We start from the raw sequence: 16,353 nt of genomic DNA, 5'->3' as shown, positions 1-16,353 counted from the left end.
ATTCATTAGACATGGCAGAGTGTATAAGCGCACTCAGGATACCGAAAACGGTGGGTGTCAAGGTAGTTGGCACCCACCGTGATTGAACGTGCGGTCATCATCAGTTCCGGAGATACTCTCATTGTTGAACTTCCTCAGGTAAACAAAGCTTCCCCCTACCGGATTGAGACCCTGAAAGAAGCTGAACGGCATCATATTTTGAAAATCCTGAAAACCACCAGGTGGCGAATCAAAGGGCCCAGGGGGGCTGCGGAACTTCTGGGTTTGAAGCCTTCAACCCTCTATAGCGCTATGTCTCGTCTTGGTATCGCCGCCAAGCGGGAAAGAGACGATATATCGATCTGAAGACGAAATTTCGACCATTTTGTTTTCTTATTTCCTTCCGACCTCAAATCCATCCTACACAAAAACCATCTGAATTTAAATGTTTACACGTTTTTTCCTCATGTAATGGCCTTGGCATTAATCCTGCGAGCTGTATGAATGCGTTGGAAAGGGTCTAAAACAACCAGCACGGACCCATGAATCACGAGTAAATATGGAAAGGAGGAAGCGATATGGCAATGGCAATGGCAAGGAAGGAGAATTTTGACGAAAGGGGCTTTGAGGTTGATGAGGAACGGATCCAAAGGCTGAAGGCTCAGCTGTTGGATACGCCTCAAAAGCTCGACATACAAAGAATCGAGGTCTTGATGGAGTCTTATCGGGAAACCGAAGGACTGCCCCATTTGATCAGAAGGGCCAAGTTTTTTGAGAAACTCATGAAAGAAAAGGGACTTTATGTCGACGAGAGCCTGATCGTCGGCAGCATGGCAGCCTTCCCTATGGGAATATATGCCCATCCGGAATGGAATATCGACTGGATGAAGAAGGACGTAAAGGCCGTGAGCCACCTCGGCGACGTCACGATTTCCGATGAAGACAAGAAACTGTTCGAGGAAGTTATCGCCTACTGGGATGGTAAGACCCTCAATGACCGATCCAACAAAAAATTCGAGGAGATGTATGGTTTCAGCCCTCTTCCGCCCCAAGTGGCAGGCCTTTTTTACAATTTTACTTCGTGGCCCAACGGTGCAGGCCTTGCTAATTACCACAAGGTGCTCACCAAAGGGGTGGGAGGGATTATCAAGGATGTCGAGGAACGGCTCAAAGCGCTGCCGCTGAGCAATGTGGACGCCGCAAACGAGAAAAGGGTCTTCTATGAGGCGGTTCATACCGAGTTGCGGACGGTCATTCATTGGGCCCATAGATATGCCGAACTGGCCAAAGACATGGCAGCCAAGGAAAAAAATCCAGAAAGGGTTAAGGAGTTGCTTGAAATTGCGGAGATCTGCGAGTGGGTTCCTGAGAACACGCCGAGGTCCTTCCGGGAGGCTGTCCAATCCCTCTTCTTCACGCATACGGCCCTTCAAATTGAGCAGGTGGGTTGCGGAACCTCACTGGGCTATATGGGCCAGATCCTTGAGCCGTTCTATCAGAAGGATAAGCAGGCCGGCCTCATCACGAAGGAGGAAGCCGTCTACCTGCTTAAGATGCTTTTCATCAAGTTTCAGGAGATGGGATATTATTTCGGCCAGGAGTTTCAAAAAGCCAATTCGGCGGACATGGGTCAAACCATATCCATCGGAGGGATCACGTCAGATGGGAAGGATGCCACTGCGGAGCTGGACTATCTGCTGCTTGACGCCCAGATAGCTCTGAGGAATATTCAGCCCACCTTTGCCCTTTTCTATCATGACAATTTGAAGGAGGACTTCCTTTCGAAGGCGGTTGATCTGGTGCGGACCGGAGTGGGCCAACCCCAGTTCATGAACACCAACATCATGGTGCAAAGGCTCTTGGATCAGTACCGTGCGGACGGAATAACCCTTGCGGAGGCTCGACGCGGCGCTGTTGCCGGCTGCGTGACCACCGCTCCTAATGGTGCGACTTCTCATCATCTTGAAGGGAGCCATTGTATTGCCAAGGCGCTTGAGTTTGCCTTGAACGATGGAAAGGACCCTCTCACGGGGCAGCAGATTGGACCCAAGACGGGAGCCGCCGAGTCTTTCGCCACCTACGAAGACCTGTATGAGGCCTTCAGAGAACAGATGCAGTATGGTACGGAGCTCGTTCGTAACCACGGCAGAATAGGCTGCATGATGTCGGAGGAATACCTGCCCGTTCCCCTGCGGTCAAGCCTGCTGGACGGTTGCATTGAAAACGGCAAGGCCTGCTGGGCGGGCGGTGCGAAGTACAGTACTGCCGTGCATATCATCTGTGGGGTCGTCGACACGGCCAACTCATTGGCTGCCGTGAAGAAGCTGGTCTTCGAAGACAAGAAGCTGACGATGGGAGAGTTAATGAAGGCGCTGGAAGCCAATTTTGAAGGCTATGAGAAAATCAAGAAGATGTGTCTGAACGCCCCCAAGCATGGAAACGATGATGATGAAATGACCGCACTGGTGCGGAAGGTCTACGATGACTATTTAGTGAGCTACTACAGGGCGGGCCCGTGTTATCTGGGCAAGAAAGGCAAACCGGATGCCTATTCCAAGAGCGCCCACAATCTTCACGGAGCCGTGACGGGTGCGCTCCCGTGCGGAAGAGAAGCCAGAAGGGCACTCACTGACGGAAGCGTTTCGGCAATGCCCGGCTCCGACACGAACGGCCCAACGGCGCTCGCAAACTCAGCGGCTCAGGCGCAAGATGCCGCAGCCTTCACCTCGAATCATCTCAACATGAAATTCCATCCAGCGACTTTAGAGGGTGGAGCCGGGACGCGTAATCTTCTTTCAATTGTAAAGGGTTATATGGACAAGGGCGGATCCCATGTTCAGTTTAACTGCGTCGACTCCGACACCCTGAAAGATGCCCAGGCGCATCCGGAAAAATACAGAGATCTGGTCGTCCGTGTGGCCGGATTCAGCGCCTATTTCATCCACTTGGATAAAGGGGTACAGGATGAAGTCATCAGAAGGACCGAGCTGAAATTCCATTAAACCATTCCGGAACCATTCTCCGCCGCAGGCCGCGATTTCCTCTATCGTTGATATGCCCCGGCGGCTTGCGGGGGGAGTGGACCGATCCTTCTGAAAGCAACTATGGGCCACCTAGCAGGTAATGATGGAATCCCATGGTAGCCTTGATGATGCCGTTGCGTTGGGCCTTGATTGCAGTTTCGATGATTTTAGTCCAGCATAGAAACCCTGGTCCTCTGGACCTGGTCAGAGTTCAGTGGCTTTGCCATCTGAACGACTCATTAAGGGGAGGCGACCGCGTGGCAGAAGTCAGCAGAGGGCATAGTAGCCGGTGGAAACGAGCCGGGCCTCCCGAAGGAGGGAGAAGTATACCCGGAGGCCTCACCCCGACGAAGGCCCGAACGGTGCCCAGCCGAATGGTATGGGTAAATGGTCGTGGTTATTGAAGAGCATATTCTTACCGGCATATTGCAGCAGCCGCTGAAATGCCGGTAGCGTTGTGCTTGTATAAAGCCCGGCAGGATTGATGTTTTTTTTATCTGCTCCTGTTCTGACCAGCCGAACCGCCGGATACGTGACCCGTATGTCCGGTGGTGTGGGAGGGGGTAGCCGCGAGGCTACTCCCTATCCCTATAAATCCAAGGCCGAGTTGTCCCCACAACTGAGCCGAGGAGTAACAAATGAGTCGATTTCGCAAGTTAGCACAGACATTATGGTTTAGCCAACATCTCATCGTCTGGGTCCCCAAGTACCGGTTCAGGGTTCTTACTGGGAAGGTAGCTGGGGAGGTTGAAGCATGTATTCGGGCCTTTTCCGATCAACAAGGCTGTGAGGTAGTGGAATTGAATGTGCAAGTGGATCATGTGCACCTCTTAGCGCTTGTGCCTCCGAAGGTGTCTAATTCGGGATATGTCGGGACGCTTAAAGGAAGGACAGCAATTCGAATATTTAACAGATTTCGTAAGGTCAAAGAAAAACCCTATTGGGGTAATCATTTCTGGGCCAGAGGGTACTGTGTTGATACCATTGGGCTGGATTCAGAAAAGATCCGGAAATATGTAAAGTATCAAGAATCAAAAGAGCGAGAATCAGAAACACCGAAGAATTAAAACAAACCTGGGGCAACTCCCCTTTGCCTCCTCAGGAGGCAAGGCAGTTTAACCTCTTCTATAGGCTATACCAATTCCGGCCCCTTTCGGGTCGGATCTTTTAGCTCAGATTTAAGGCGTACATCCAAAGCCAGTGTTCTGCCCTTCTACCGTCTGATGGAGCAGACAACGCAAAATGATTATAAGTGGAAAAATGGAATAAATGGCGGATGGTTGACTAAAACGCATACCCCACCTCTTTCACAAAAAGTTATCGGAAGGAAGTTTACTGAAAGGAAAAACACAATATGTCTAAAAAAAATAAAGTCCTTCTTATGATGTCTATTTCAATTTTATTTGGGTATATTCCTTTTTACAATTTTTCGGCGATAGTTAAATATTTGGCTATGGAATTTTCGCTGTCACCCTCGGATACGGGCTTAATCATGTCTGCCACAGTTGCCGGATACGTGTTCATTGTAATCGTGTCCGGCGTGTTATCGGATCGTATGGGGCCCAAAAAGATTGTTGTCGTAGCGACGCTGTTTTCCGGCATTTTTTCAATTCTGTTTGCGCTAGTTAGCAAAAATCTGATTAGTATTTTAATTTTAAGGTTGGGTTGCGGCATTGCAGCAGGGGCCATTTATGCTCCAGGTATGTCGTTGTTATCCAACTGGTTTGAACCCCGTGCGCGTGGCGGGGCAATAGGAACGTACAGTGCAGCAATCATGGTTTCTGGGCTTATCGGATATTTTGTGGCGGCTCCAATGGCTGCAGCCTATGGTTGGCGGGCCGGAATAATCGCAACAACGATGCCCGTGTTCATAGGATTCTTGATTGCGCTTTTTATTCCTGAAAAACCAGAACTGCCAGAAGGAACCAACGTTGAAGTTAGCGGTCCTCAGCCTGTTGGCAAACAAAGTGCGACTCCAGGCAACGGGCCATTACCAGCCCCAGCAGGTGGTTATAAGGGACCTATTTATATTATTTTGGCATACATGGGGCATATGTGGGAATTAGGGTATCAGCAATGGATTGGTCCGGCCATGGTGGCTGCGGCAAGTTTGTCGGGAATGGCTGTTGATAAATCGGTCGTCTGGGGAGGTTTTGCGGCAGGTTTTATTACCGTAATCGCAGCGCCGTCGGTATTAGGAATTGGTTTTCTGGCTGACAAAATCGGCCGTACCAAAAGCATCCTGCTATGTTCGCTTTGCAGCCTTATTCCGCAATTTATTCTGGGTTTCTTGATCGGTAGTAAGACAAGTTTAACCTTGGTAATGGTGGTTGCGTTGTGGATTGGGTTCTGGGTAGTTGCCGATACCTCCATTTTTAAGGCGGGTTTAACTGAAATGACTGAACCAAAAATAAGAGGGACCTTTTTAGGGCTGGAAGGAGCTATCGGCGCCTTGATGATGGTGATTTCACCACTCGGATTTGGGTATGTGTTAGAAATCTTTAACGGTCCAGGTGACCCGACTGCTGCTACGAATTGGTGGCCGGCATTTGCTTTATTTGGAGTAGGGGCTTTGATGGCGCCTTTGGGAGCGGTCCTGTTGCGGTTTAGTCCGCAGGCAAAATTAATGGCAGGAGGCAGGATGTAGCAGAGGTTGTGGGTGGGGTCGCATTGGATTATATGAAACAGAAGAATCGCTTAGTTGCGAACAATACCCTCCACCTCTGGTGGAGGACCCGGAAAGGCTTTCCCGTTCCGGCGAGAAATAAAATAGGTTCTTCCTCCGGGAAAGCGTCCAAGGGGCGGAACTGGAGGAAGAACCTATGCACGATTGGCAAAGCTTATCGCATGTAAGATGGGATTGCAAATAACATGTGGTAATTGTTCCCAAGTATCGCAAGATGCGATTATGAGGCAAATTTCGGAAATCGGTTGGTGAGATTATCAACCAGTTATGTGGCCAGAAGGGAGTTGAACTGGTTGAAGGGTATCTGATGTCAGACCATGTCCACATGTGTATGAGCGTGCCACCGAAGTTCAGCATAGCGTTTATAATCGATTTTTTGAAAGGGAAGAGTACCATCCGAATCCATCGTGAGATTGCTTCCAATAATTGACCAATCTGAATAATCTCCTGTTTCAAAGCTTCCGTTTGAAAACCCGAATGCGCTGGTATTTAGCAAGAAAAATAGTAAAGAGAAGAAAAGCAACAACTTTATCGCTCATCAAAAGGGAATGTCATCCTCCTGGCCGCCCTGATACGGCTGCTGGGGGTAGCCTTGGTCCGGGGAGCCATCCCCTCCCGCTCCATAGCCACCGCTGGAGGCCTGTTGAGACGCGCTCTGCCCTTGGTAGCCGCCGCCATCTCCACGGGAGCCCAGCATCTGCATGGTTCCTCGCATATCGACCACCACCTCGGTGGTGTAGCGGTCTTGGCCGTCTTGACCCTGCCACTTGCGGGTCTGCAGTTTTCCTTCTATATATACCTGTTTCCCTTTGGACAGATATTGGCCTGCTATCTCGGCTACGGGGCCGAAAATAACCACGCGATGCCATTCCGTTTTTTCGCGGCGTTCACCGGTGTTTTTATCTTTCCACGTTTCGGTGGTTGCCATAGTGAAATTAAAACGCCCCTTCCGTCCGGTGTGTACCGTACTTCAGGATCTCTTCCCAGATGGCCTACCAAGATTACTTTATTGATGCCAGCCATATGCATCCTTCCTTTCATTAATGGGCTAACAATTTTGCCCGTTGTTTCCATCGAAAATAAAATTCTCTGTCATTGCAAACCCTACCGGTTCCGGAACCAGTCGATCATTTTGCCTGCCAAGGGTTTTTTGGCACGGATGGCCGCATGAGGGCACACCTCCAGGCAGCAGTAACAACGGATGCAGATGTCAGTGTTGAAGGAGATGCCCCGGTCCGTGTAGGAGACCGCTTCCGCCGGGCAGTATTTCCAGCACTCGCCGCACAATTTGCACAGTTTGTTGTTGGCCACCGGCTGCTGGATTATGTATTTGCGCATGAGTCGGCCCAGATAGTCCGGCCCCATGGTCAGCGATCCCAGCTCTGGAAACTGGAAGTTGTCCAGGATGTTGAGGTCGCCATTGATGTGGACGCGGCCGTCGTAAACGTTCATTTCCCGGGCATTGCATTGGGTTTCCAGGGATTCAGGGTCCATCCCGGTGATCAGACAGGCCACATGATCCACGGCATGGGCGCTTTTCCCGCCGAGCAGCAGGCCCAACTCCCTGGGGGTGCCACTTTTGCCCGGCCCCTGCCCTTCCATGGCCAGAATACCGTCCAGGATTGTGTATTCCGGCCCCACCGCTTCGAAAATGCTGACGATCAGGCGGCCGAACAGGTGGCGGTCCACCCCGGTGCGCATGTGCCATTCGGGCTTTTCAAAACCCACGATGCAGCCGAACAGGTTTTTAACTCCCAGTGTCAGCATCATCTGGGCGTGGGTTTTGAGTTTGGCCAGGTTGAGCACCACATCGGCTTCCAGGGCATCCTTGGCCACTGCGATGCTGCCGAAAGGCTCGCCCACATCCACGGAAACGGTTTTCTCGAAGGGCCGGGCCGATACATCCAAGTCTTTCAACTCCTCCTCGTAGCCGCCCTTTTTCATCAACTTAGCGAAGCTGCCCATGGCCGGGCTGTCCGAGATCTGGACGCGGGCCCCTTTTTCCAGAGCGAATTCGGCCACGGCCCTGACGATCAGCGGATGGGTGGTCAGGGCCTTTTCGGGAACCGCCGGAGCGAGAAAGTTGGGCTTGATCAACACCCGGGTGCCGGCCTTGATGACCGGAGCTTCCCCGGAAGCCAGCATCTCGTAAATGATGGGCCGCAAGACATGCTCGTTGTAGGCAGCGTTACGAATGAAGACCGTGGGCATGACAGCAGGCGCTTTCGGAGTGACAGCGATTGAACATGGTTTCGCGAACTGATACTGTTTGCGTAAAAGCAACTTAGTATCGATGCGGTTGATTACCAACCCCAAGTTGGCGGTTTCGTAAATCGCTCGATATCGGAGCAACCTTCCCCCTCATCTCTGCCGAGTACGATATGGAGAAAACCGTTAATACGCCCGCTTTTCAGAAACGCCTCCGACGACACGTCATCGGCCGGGTGCGGGACTATTTCGCGATCGTTCCCCCGCGCTTCGAGGAATGCTTCCGGCAGGAGTTGATCGATTTAGGGATTGATGCGAGCGACATCTGGGTAGAACCTGGCGGCGTGACCTTTGCCGGGCGGTTCGTGGACTGCCAGCGGGTCAATCTGCATTCGCGTACGGCCACTCGGATTCTCATGCGCATCGATTCCTTTGAGGCCACCAATCTGCGTAAGTTGAGAAAACGGTCTGCGGCGGTTCCTTGGGACTTGTTTCTGCCGGCCGGCGTGCTGCCACGCATTCAAGCCACCAGCCGAAACTCCAGGCTCTACCATACCGAAGCCGTGTCGCAGGGCATCCTGGAAGGAATCGGCCGGCGTTCAGGCACGCTGCCGCCCTCCAGTTCGGAGCAAACTTTGTTTGTGCGTCTGGTTGACGACCGGGTGACGCTCTCCCTGGACAGCAGCGGCATGCCGCTCTATAAGCGTGGGGTCAAACAGGGGCCGGCGCAGGCACCCCTGCGGGAGACTCTGGCAGCAGCTATCCTGATGAAGGCCGGCTACGATGGTGGCCGCCCTTTGGCCGATCCCATGTGTGGTTCTGGTTCCTTTGCCTTGGAAGCGGCGATGCTGGCCAAACAGATGGCGCCGGGTTCGCGGCGCGGCTTTGCCTTCACGGATTGGCCGGCATTTAGCGAGCGCCAGTGGACCTTCCTGAAACGCCAGGCCATTGCCAGCGAGCAGGTGCTGAAGCGACCGCGGATTTTTTCGTCGGACATCGATGGAGCGGCTTGCAGACAATTATCGGCCACAATTTCTGAAAATGGGTTGTCCGATGCCGTAGGCGTGGTGACTCGGGATTTTTTTGATTGCAAGGGGGATCAATACGATGTTCGGCCAGGGCTGGTGGCGATCAACCCACCCTACGGCATCCGGATCGGTTCGAAGAACCGGGCCGCCGAACTGTTCGCGCACATCGGCAGTCACCTGAAGGCCGCCTTCCATGGGTGGGATGTGGCCTTGATTGCACCGCACCGGGATTTAGTGGAAACGCTGCCTTTTGCCGTTCGGCAGATGCCGCTGCTGCATGGCGGATTGCGTTTGACGCTTCTGGTGGGGACCATAAAGTAGGGGCGAAAAATATTTCGTCCCTACAATGCGACTAGTGTTCGGTTTTTCAGGACTTCTTTTTTTTCAGCTTGGCCCAGGCGTCGCGCAGGGTGACGGTACGGTTGAACACCAGGGCGCCGGGTTTGGAATCCTGGCTGTCCACACAAAAATACCCCAACCGCTCGAACTGGCAGAAATAGCCCGGCCGGGCGTCGGCCAGGCAAGGTTCCAGCTTGCAGCCTTCCAGCACCTCCAGGGCCTCGGGATTGATGAAGTCCTTGTAGGTCTTGCCCTCCACCTTTTCGTCGGGGTTGGGCTTGTCGAAGAGGCGGTCGTAGAGCCGCACCTGGGCATCCACCGCGTGGGCGGCAGACACCCAGTGCAGGGTGGCCTTGACCTTGCGTCCGTCCGGGGCGTCGCCGCCGCGGGTGGCCGGGTCGTAGGTACAGCGCAGCTCGGTCACTTCGCCGGTAGCCGCATCCTTGATTACATCGGTGCAGGTGACGAAAAAGGCGTAGCGCAGGCGCACCTCGCGCCCCGGACCCAGGCGGAAGAACTTCTTTGGCGGGCTTTCCATGAAGTCGTCGCGCTCGATGTAGATTTCGCGGGAAAAGGGAACCTTGCGTTTGCCGGCGTCCGGGTCCTCGGGGTTGTTGACCGCGTCCAGCTCGTCCACCTGGCCGTCGGGGTAGTTTTCGATGACCACCTTCAGGGGCCGCAGCACACCCATGACCCGGGGGGCCCGCCTGTTCAGGTTTTCGCGTACGCTGTATTCCAGCAGGGCCACGTCCACCACGCTGTCACGCTTGGCCAGGCCGATGCGGTCGCAGAAATTACGGATGGCTTCGGGCGGGTATCCCCGTCGCCGCAGGCCGCAGATGGTGGGCATGCGCGGATCGTCCCAGCCATCCACAACCCCTTCGTCCACCAGCTGGATCAGCTTGCGTTTGCTGAGCACCGTGTAGCTCAGGTTCAAACGGGCGAATTCGATCTGCCGGGGGTGGCAGGGTGCCGCCACATTGTCCAGCACCCAGTCGTACAGGGGCCGGTTGTTTTCGAATTCCAGGGTGCACAGGCTGTGGGTGATGCCCTCGATGCTGTCGGACAGGCAGTGGGTAAAGTCATACATGGGATAGATGCACCAGGTGTCGCCGGTCCGGTGGTGGCTGGTCTTGCGGATGCGGTACAAGGTGGGGTCGCGCATGATCAGGTTGGGGTGGGCCATGTCGATTTTGGCCCGCAGCACCCGGGTGCCGTCTTCGAATTCGCCGGCCCGCATGCGCCGGAACAGGTCCAGGTTTTCCTCGATGCTGCGTTCACGCCAGGGGCTGTTGGTTCCCCGTTCGGTGAGCGTGCCGCGGTGCTCCCGGATTTCGTCGGCATTCAGGTCCTCCACATAGGCCTTGCCGGCCCGGATGAGCTGGACGGCAAATGCGTAGAGCTGTTCGAAATAGTCCGAGGCATAGTGCAGGCGATCATCCCAGCTGAACCCCAGCCAGCGGACGTCATCCATGATGGCGTCCACATACTCCACGTCCTCTTTGGTGGGGTTGGTGTCGTCGAATCTCAGATTGCAGGTGCCGTTGTAGGCCCTGGCAACCCCGAAGTTCAGGCAGATGGATTTGGCGTGGCCGATGTGCAGGTATCCGTTTGGCTCCGGGGGAAACCGGGTGGCCAGCCGGCCATTGTTCTTGTTCGCTTTCAGATCCGTTTCGATGATGGTGGTAATAAAGTTGGATCCGGTTGTCGCTTCGTTTTCTGTCATCTAAGGTATCCCTGGCAGATCAAGCTGCCTGAAAGGTTGTCGGGTTCGGTCGTTCGCCTGGCCATCCGTATTCCGGGCGGCTTTGAATATGGCAAAAACGACAGGGGGTGTCAAACCGATAACCGCTGGAAACGTGCAAATCGTCGAGGGGGAGCGGTTCCTGGGGAAGGGCGGGCGTCCCGGGCTAAACCGCTATGGGAACGATGAGGCGCAGGCCCACCTCGCCGTCCTGTCGCCGGATGACGATGGCGTCGATGGGGATGGGATTGCGGCCGGCAAGGCAGAGGGTTCCCTGGATCCAGCCGGACAGGGGAAACCGGTTTCCACCGGCAATCCGCAGTCCGCTGCAGCTGTAGTCCACCACGTCGAACGCCTGCCGGCCCACTTTCAGTATCGGTTCTTGCGGGGTGCCGGTTGACGTCCGGGGGCCTGTTCTGCGTTCGGTGTTTCGGGAATCGGTCATCGATAGTGCTTTCCTGCCCGTTCGCCATGCATGGAAACAAGGTCGGTGCTGCATATGGGAGTTGCTTTTTTCTGCCGATAAATTAGGGTATCGACCCGAAAACGATTAACTTTAACCAGGGATTGGCCGTTTTCTTGAAAATATTAGACCAGACGCACGATCAGTTTGTCGACGCCTTTCGCCGGAACCATGGAGGGGGGACCCATACCGGAACGGCGGTATACCGGCAGGTGATGAAGCATGGGCAAACCGCTTTCGATGGCCTGGATGCCGTTGCCCGCCGTCCCGGACTGGCCGGGGAGCTGGCATCCGGGCTGGCCTTGTCGCCGGGACGACTGGTCCATCGGGTTTCCGACGGGGGCGTCGTCAAATTCGTCACCCGGCTGGCGGATGACCTGGACATTGAATCGGTGGTGATTCCCATGTTCAGGCGTTACACCCTGTGTGTTTCCAGTCAGGTGGGGTGCCGCATGGGATGCCGCTTCTGCCGGACCGGCAAGATGGGCCTGCTGCGGAACCTGACGGCAGCTGAAATTGTCGGGCAGGTGTTTACCGCCCGCCACCAGTTGGGGGTCGATGTCCGCAATGTGGTTTTCATGGGCATGGGCGAGCCGCTGGACAACCCGGACAACCTGATTCAGGCACTCCGTGTGCTGGTGGACCAGCGGGGGATGGACATCGCCCGTCGCTATATCACCGTTTCCACGGTCGGTTTGACCGCCGGCATCGACCGCCTTGCCCGTTTCGACGGCGGCCCGGTAAACCTGGCCGTTTCCCTCAATGCGCCCAATGATGACATCCGTTCCCGGCTCATGCCGGTCAACCGCGCCATATCCATGTCTGCACTGAGAGATACGCTGCAGGCCTACCCGCTGGCCAAAAAATCAGCCCTTTTTGTGGAGTATGTCCTGATCCGGGGGGTCAACGATCGCAAGGAAGATGCCACGGCCCTGGCGCGATACCTGGCGCCCATGAAGGTCAAGCTGAATCTGATTCCCTGCAATCCCGCACCGGGTTCCGATTTGCAGCCACCGTCCGTCGCCGCCTACGAGCGATTCCACGACTGGCTGGTGGCGGAAGGGGTCTTTGTCAGGCGGCGCGGTGAAAAGGGTGGCCGCATCATGGCTGCCTGCGGGCAGCTGGGCGGAAGGGGCGGGTTCCGCAATGGGTGATCAGTTGTGTAAAAAATTACCCACCCCATCTTCTCCTGTGAAATGCTCTCCACAATCGGGCGGACGGAAAAACACCATCCCGACCCCGGCAGACCGTGCTTGCTGAGATTTTAAATATTTTTAAATGTCTGTAATTGATTGGTATTCACGAGTTTCAATAGAATTCTCACCATTTTTACATCGACTCTGGCACCCGGCTTGCTCTTACGCCTCTCGACTGCTCACGAAGCAGAGATCCTTTTTTCCAGGAATTAAACGATTCTATCGGGAGCGTGAACCGTGAAAAAAACAGCAACCTTGATGACACTGGTCCTGCTTCTGGTCGTCTTCCCCCTGCTCAATTCCGGCGCCTTTGCCGATTTTATCGGTGCAGGCGCACTTCCGATGAGCCTGCTGTCCGAACCGCTTAACCTTTTTCTTTTCGGCGCCGGCCTCATGGCTTTTGGCAGCAGTCTGAGACGGATTTGATAAAGATAGCGCCACCCCCCCTTGAACTGAGGGGAAACCGATCTTATACTATATTTCAAGGCAGGAAACGCCATTGACCTGCCGGCAGTAGAACCCTCCAATAACAACAGGGGAAATCATGAACCAACCCATGATTTCCCCTTATTTTTTGCATGCACGGCGACTTGTCGTTGCCCGGAAAGTCAGCCGGGGCGGTTCCATCGTTTACTGATAAGGCTCAAATGTAAAATGCTGTCCGCCAATGGCCGCTTCCAGCATCAGGCCGCCCTTGGCATGGACGAACACGGCCATGCCTTTTCTGTAGCCGGTTTTGGCCTGGGCGCCGGTGGCCGGACCGGCACTGGCGCCGGCGGTGGCCCCCATGGTCCCGGCCTGCGCCTGGGCGCCGGCCGTGATGGCCACAGCAGATGCGTTGGCGTCAAACTCGAAGCTGCCGCTGGTGAATTCATTGTAGGCGCGGCTGTCCTCGAAAAAGATGATTTCGCTGAAGGCCTGCCCGCCCAGCTGAAGACCGATCGTCATTTTCGATAATGTTACCGTTCCGGTGGCTGTGCCGCCCCGGAACAGCTTCCCCTTTCCAAAAGCCGCCCCGACGACGAACCCCCCCTTGCCCACGGTGGGCAAGACCGCGTAGGCGTAAGCCGATTCAAAAAAAGGCTTGACCGCGGGGGATTTTTTAAACAAGGCAATCGTGTCGGCATGGCTGTCGGCAAGGGCCGTCCAGGGAGCCAGGACCATCATGCCCGTAATGACGACCAGGGATATCCAACCAATGCGTTTCATATGGGTACCTTTCGTTTAAGGTTGGCGGCCCGCAAGCCCTGACTTCGGGCTTTACACGAATCCGCCGGAAATGCAACGCGTCAGGTGTTCGTCGGTGAGTGGCACACCTGCGCTGCGATATCGTTATTGGCGCCATCCGGCCCCACCGGGTCACGTACGCATGGGACCGTTTGTCTGCACATATGTCCGGCAGGCACCAATTCAGCGCGTGCCCATCCCTAAATGGCCACGTTGGCCGATCCCTGCGTTGCGCGAAGGATTTTATCCCCGGCCGATCAACGCGATGCCTGCGGGGAAATTTGTCACGCGCGTTCCTGTCCCGTCCAGTCTTCAGCGGGAGACCCCGGCCCAATTGGCCTGTTTCCGGACGGACACCATCTTGTTGTTCAAACCATGCCCTCAACCGGGGCGATCCTTTTTGATTTGCGCCGGCAGCAGGCAATCCTTCTGCTTGAAATGATGGCAACACCCCTGCCCCAGGTGCTGGCCATGAAGCTGAACCGACTGTAATTTCAATGGAAGACCTGTCCATCGACAGCTTTTCCGGCTTCCCGGGGCGGGACTGCCGGCCGCTGATGACTCACCCCTACCGGCACATGTACACGGTGGCCGACGTTGTCGACCAGGTGCGAGCATGCGGCTTGCCATCACCCACCTGCGACGAACCCGGCCGCTGGGGTTGATCGATTTTTCTACTTGGCGGCCCGGGCGTAGCCCCCACACTGTCAGGCCACTGCCTGCTGAAACGGCGCCAGCCCGACCCGCTCGATCATCTTTCCCAGGCGTTCGCCTTTTTTGGCATTGTCCCGGTAACATTGGACGGTTTTCTCGACGGCATCGAGGACCTGCCGGTCGTCCAGGCCGGCGACCAGTTCCTGGGCGATTCGCGGTGCGGCACCCACGTTGCCGCCGATCACCAGCTGCCAGCCCTCTTTCTGGCCGATCAGGCCGATATCCCGGACCCAGGATTCCGAACAGCTCAGGTTGCAGCCGGACACGGCCATTTTGAATTTGCCGGGCAGCTCCACGCTGTGATATTTTTTATCGAGCGTCATGCCCATGCCCAGGGCGTCCTGCTTGCCCAACCGGCAAAAGGTGGTCCCGGGACAGGCCCTCACGCTGCGGACACACATGCCCACCGCAGCCCCCTTATCGAGCTGCAGGTCCTCCCAGGCCGCATCGATATGCGCTTCTTTCAGCCCCACGATGGCCACCCGGGCGGCCCCGGTGATTTTGATGGCCTGGGCGTCGTATTTTTCGGCCACATCGGCAATCGTGCGCAGCAGTTGGGGCGTTACCACGCCGCAGGGGATGTGCGGGGCAATGGCGTAGGTCTCTTTGTCACGTTGTAAAATGGCGCCTTTTTCACCTAATTTCAGCATTATCAACCTCCTGTTTAATTGGATCTCGCTTCTGCAATAGTCGGTTCCGTTTCGGGTTTTATACAAAGCGCGGACGCTAGCGGGTGTCCCTATGACGGTTGCCGGACCATCACCCAATAGCGCGCCCTGGTAACCGGTTCATCAAAACTGCCGGCCTCCTGAAATCCCAGCCGTTCGTAAAAGCGCATGTTCCGGGGGGTGAAGGTTTCCAGATAGGTATGCACACCATAATCGTCCGTCCGGTCCAGAACGGGCCGGACCAGCGTTTCGCCGAGTCCCTGCCCCTGAAATGGCGGGGCGATGCCGACAATGGAAAGATACCAGCCGGCTGGGGGCACCACCGTCGCCGTCTGTCGGGCCATCGATGCGGTGATCCGTTTATAGGTCTCCAGACTGGCCGCGCCCATATGGTCCCGGATAAAGGTTTTTTTTTCGTTGCTCATCTGCCCGGCCAGGTCGCCGTAAACCGGTCGGGTCCAGATGGCCGCACCGAACGCCCTGCCATCGGGTGTCACCAGGCGGCCGTATTTTCGGGCTTCCTGCATGGAGAAATCGTAATAGCGCCGCATGGCCTCCCTGCGCTGGCCCGGTGTCCCGGAAACGCTGCCCTCCATGGTGATATAGAAGGCATCGTCGACCAGGGCATCGTAGAGGGTTTCGGACAACGATCTGTATTCAAAGGTATAGTTCAATGGGTTCAACCCCGGTTGTGGTTCACGATCCTGAGCGTGCCGGTCCAGAAACGAGGAATGTGGGTCGAGAGCTCCCGCTGAAGACGATACGGGGCAGGAACGCGCGTGAATAAATTTACCGCAGGCATCGAGTTGATATTCCGAGGATTAAAGCCTTCGCACAACCCAGATGCCGGGTAACATAACCGTTTCTGGATGGGCACCACGTATTTATTCGCAGGACCCTGTCTTTGTCAAATGCTGTTTGTTCGATCGCCCGTTTACCCTTCCGACCGAAGACGCGCCGGTATTCATACGGGAAAGGCCGTGTGAATGCAAACCGGATTGTGACGCGGATCGGCCCCCGTCCGGGGGCGGGGCGCCGGGCCTGGCACCGGCATGCCGGACGTCGCGGTATTCTCATC

14 protein-coding genes and 2 pseudogenes are annotated in these 16,353 nt (G+C 55.4%); 9 read left to right on the top strand and 7 right to left on the bottom strand.

Features of this window, described 5'->3' with window-relative positions:
• The first annotated feature begins 66 nt into the window (after positions 1-66).
• From DSCA_RS19880 to DSCA_RS33315, 5 genes and pseudogenes are all read left to right on the top strand, one after another.
• Positions 67-345 (top strand): helix-turn-helix domain-containing protein, encoded by a 279-nt coding sequence (locus DSCA_RS19880; RefSeq protein WP_155318084.1) that lies wholly within the window; start codon positions 67-69, stop codon positions 343-345.
• 212 nt (positions 346-557) lie between these two features.
• Positions 558-2,981 (top strand): glycyl radical protein, encoded by a 2,424-nt coding sequence (locus tag DSCA_RS19875; protein ID WP_155318083.1) that lies wholly within the window; start codon positions 558-560, stop codon positions 2,979-2,981.
• Between the two features lie 659 nt (positions 2,982-3,640).
• Positions 3,641-4,069: an IS200/IS605 family transposase gene (gene tnpA / locus DSCA_RS19870; protein WP_155318082.1), complete on the top strand. Its 429-nt coding sequence runs from the start codon at positions 3,641-3,643 to the stop codon at positions 4,067-4,069.
• A gap of 287 nt (positions 4,070-4,356) precedes the next feature.
• Positions 4,357-5,649 (top strand): MFS transporter, encoded by a 1,293-nt coding sequence (locus DSCA_RS19865; protein ID WP_155318081.1) that lies wholly within the window; start codon positions 4,357-4,359, stop codon positions 5,647-5,649.
• 280 nt (positions 5,650-5,929) lie between these two features.
• Positions 5,930-6,118 (top strand): annotated as a pseudogene (locus DSCA_RS33315) (transposase); the annotation flags it as partial.
• Positions 6,119-6,226: 108 nt separating this feature from the next.
• Here DSCA_RS33315 and ssb read toward each other — a convergent pair.
• Positions 6,227-6,711: pseudogene (gene ssb / locus DSCA_RS19855) on the bottom strand (single-stranded DNA-binding protein).
• Positions 6,712-6,792: 81 nt separating this feature from the next.
• Positions 6,793-7,899, bottom strand: coding sequence for a DUF362 domain-containing protein (locus DSCA_RS19850; protein ID WP_155318080.1), 1,107 nt, complete (start codon positions 7,897-7,899; stop codon positions 6,793-6,795).
• A gap of 170 nt (positions 7,900-8,069) precedes the next feature.
• On the opposite strand from DSCA_RS19850, the gene DSCA_RS19845 reads away from it, so the two are divergent.
• Complete coding sequence (locus DSCA_RS19845) at positions 8,070-9,245, top strand: THUMP domain-containing class I SAM-dependent RNA methyltransferase (protein WP_155318079.1); 1,176 nt, start codon at positions 8,070-8,072, stop codon at positions 9,243-9,245.
• Positions 9,246-9,291: 46 nt separating this feature from the next.
• Here DSCA_RS19845 and DSCA_RS19840 read toward each other — a convergent pair whose 3' ends face one another.
• Positions 9,292-10,989 (bottom strand): glutamine--tRNA ligase/YqeY domain fusion protein, encoded by a 1,698-nt coding sequence (locus DSCA_RS19840; RefSeq protein WP_155318078.1) that lies wholly within the window; start codon positions 10,987-10,989, stop codon positions 9,292-9,294.
• A gap of 184 nt (positions 10,990-11,173) precedes the next feature.
• Positions 11,174-11,452, bottom strand: coding sequence for a hypothetical protein (locus DSCA_RS19835; protein WP_155318077.1), 279 nt, complete (start codon positions 11,450-11,452; stop codon positions 11,174-11,176).
• A gap of 134 nt (positions 11,453-11,586) precedes the next feature.
• Between DSCA_RS19835 and rlmN the strand changes: the two genes are divergently transcribed.
• Both rlmN and DSCA_RS19825 read left to right on the top strand, forming a co-directional pair.
• Complete coding sequence (rlmN, locus tag DSCA_RS19830) at positions 11,587-12,624, top strand: 23S rRNA (adenine(2503)-C(2))-methyltransferase RlmN (RefSeq protein ID WP_155318076.1); 1,038 nt, start codon at positions 11,587-11,589, stop codon at positions 12,622-12,624.
• A gap of 279 nt (positions 12,625-12,903) precedes the next feature.
• Positions 12,904-13,092 (top strand): hypothetical protein, encoded by a 189-nt coding sequence (locus DSCA_RS19825; protein ID WP_155318075.1) that lies wholly within the window; start codon positions 12,904-12,906, stop codon positions 13,090-13,092.
• A 204-nt stretch (positions 13,093-13,296) separates the two neighbouring features.
• Here the strand turns inward: DSCA_RS19825 and DSCA_RS19820 are convergent, their stop codons facing one another.
• Complete coding sequence (locus DSCA_RS19820) at positions 13,297-13,875, bottom strand: lipid-binding SYLF domain-containing protein (protein ID WP_155318074.1); 579 nt, start codon at positions 13,873-13,875, stop codon at positions 13,297-13,299.
• Between the two features lie 515 nt (positions 13,876-14,390).
• Here DSCA_RS19820 and DSCA_RS19815 point away from each other — a divergent pair.
• Positions 14,391-14,558 carry a hypothetical protein gene (locus DSCA_RS19815; protein ID WP_155318073.1) on the top strand — a complete coding sequence of 56 codons (168 nt, stop codon included), beginning with the start codon at positions 14,391-14,393 and terminating at the stop codon, positions 14,556-14,558.
• A gap of 42 nt (positions 14,559-14,600) precedes the next feature.
• On the opposite strand, the gene DSCA_RS19810 is transcribed toward DSCA_RS19815, so the two are convergent.
• Positions 14,601-15,257, bottom strand: a complete 657-nt coding sequence (locus DSCA_RS19810; protein ID WP_174783994.1) for a nitrite/sulfite reductase domain-containing protein — start codon at positions 15,255-15,257, stop codon at positions 14,601-14,603.
• An 89-nt stretch (positions 15,258-15,346) separates the two neighbouring features.
• Positions 15,347-15,949, bottom strand: coding sequence for a GNAT family N-acetyltransferase (locus DSCA_RS19805; RefSeq protein ID WP_155318072.1), 603 nt, complete (start codon positions 15,947-15,949; stop codon positions 15,347-15,349).
• Positions 15,950-16,353: the final 404 nt, after the last annotated feature.

Origin of the sequence: Desulfosarcina alkanivorans, assembly GCF_009688945.1 — a bacterium.
Taxonomy (GTDB): Bacteria; Desulfobacterota; Desulfobacteria; order Desulfobacterales; family Desulfosarcinaceae; genus Desulfosarcina; species Desulfosarcina alkanivorans.
This window is presented reverse-complemented; position numbering and strand designations above follow the sequence as displayed.

Bases quoted from the DNA above. Each gene is read 5' to 3' on its own strand.
- DSCA_RS19875 (WP_155318083.1), top strand. From the start codon at position 558: ATGGCAATGGCAATGGCAAGGAAGGAGAATTTTGACGAAAGGGGCTTT.
- tnpA (WP_155318082.1), top strand. From the start codon at position 3,641: ATGAGTCGATTTCGCAAGTTAGCACAGACATTATGGTTTAGCCAACAT.
- DSCA_RS19865 (WP_155318081.1), top strand. From the start codon at position 4,357: ATGTCTAAAAAAAATAAAGTCCTTCTTATGATGTCTATTTCAATTTTA.
- DSCA_RS19850 (WP_155318080.1), bottom strand. From the start codon at position 7,899: ATGCCCACGGTCTTCATTCGTAACGCTGCCTACAACGAGCATGTCTTG.
- DSCA_RS19845 (WP_155318079.1), top strand. From the start codon at position 8,070: ATGGAGAAAACCGTTAATACGCCCGCTTTTCAGAAACGCCTCCGACGA.
- DSCA_RS19840 (WP_155318078.1), bottom strand. From the start codon at position 10,989: ATGACAGAAAACGAAGCGACAACCGGATCCAACTTTATTACCACCATC.
- DSCA_RS19835 (WP_155318077.1), bottom strand. From the start codon at position 11,452: ATGACCGATTCCCGAAACACCGAACGCAGAACAGGCCCCCGGACGTCA.
- DSCA_RS19820 (WP_155318074.1), bottom strand. From the start codon at position 13,875: ATGAAACGCATTGGTTGGATATCCCTGGTCGTCATTACGGGCATGATG.
- DSCA_RS19815 (WP_155318073.1), top strand. From the start codon at position 14,391: ATGGAAGACCTGTCCATCGACAGCTTTTCCGGCTTCCCGGGGCGGGAC.
- DSCA_RS19810 (WP_174783994.1), bottom strand. From the start codon at position 15,257: ATGCTGAAATTAGGTGAAAAAGGCGCCATTTTACAACGTGACAAAGAG.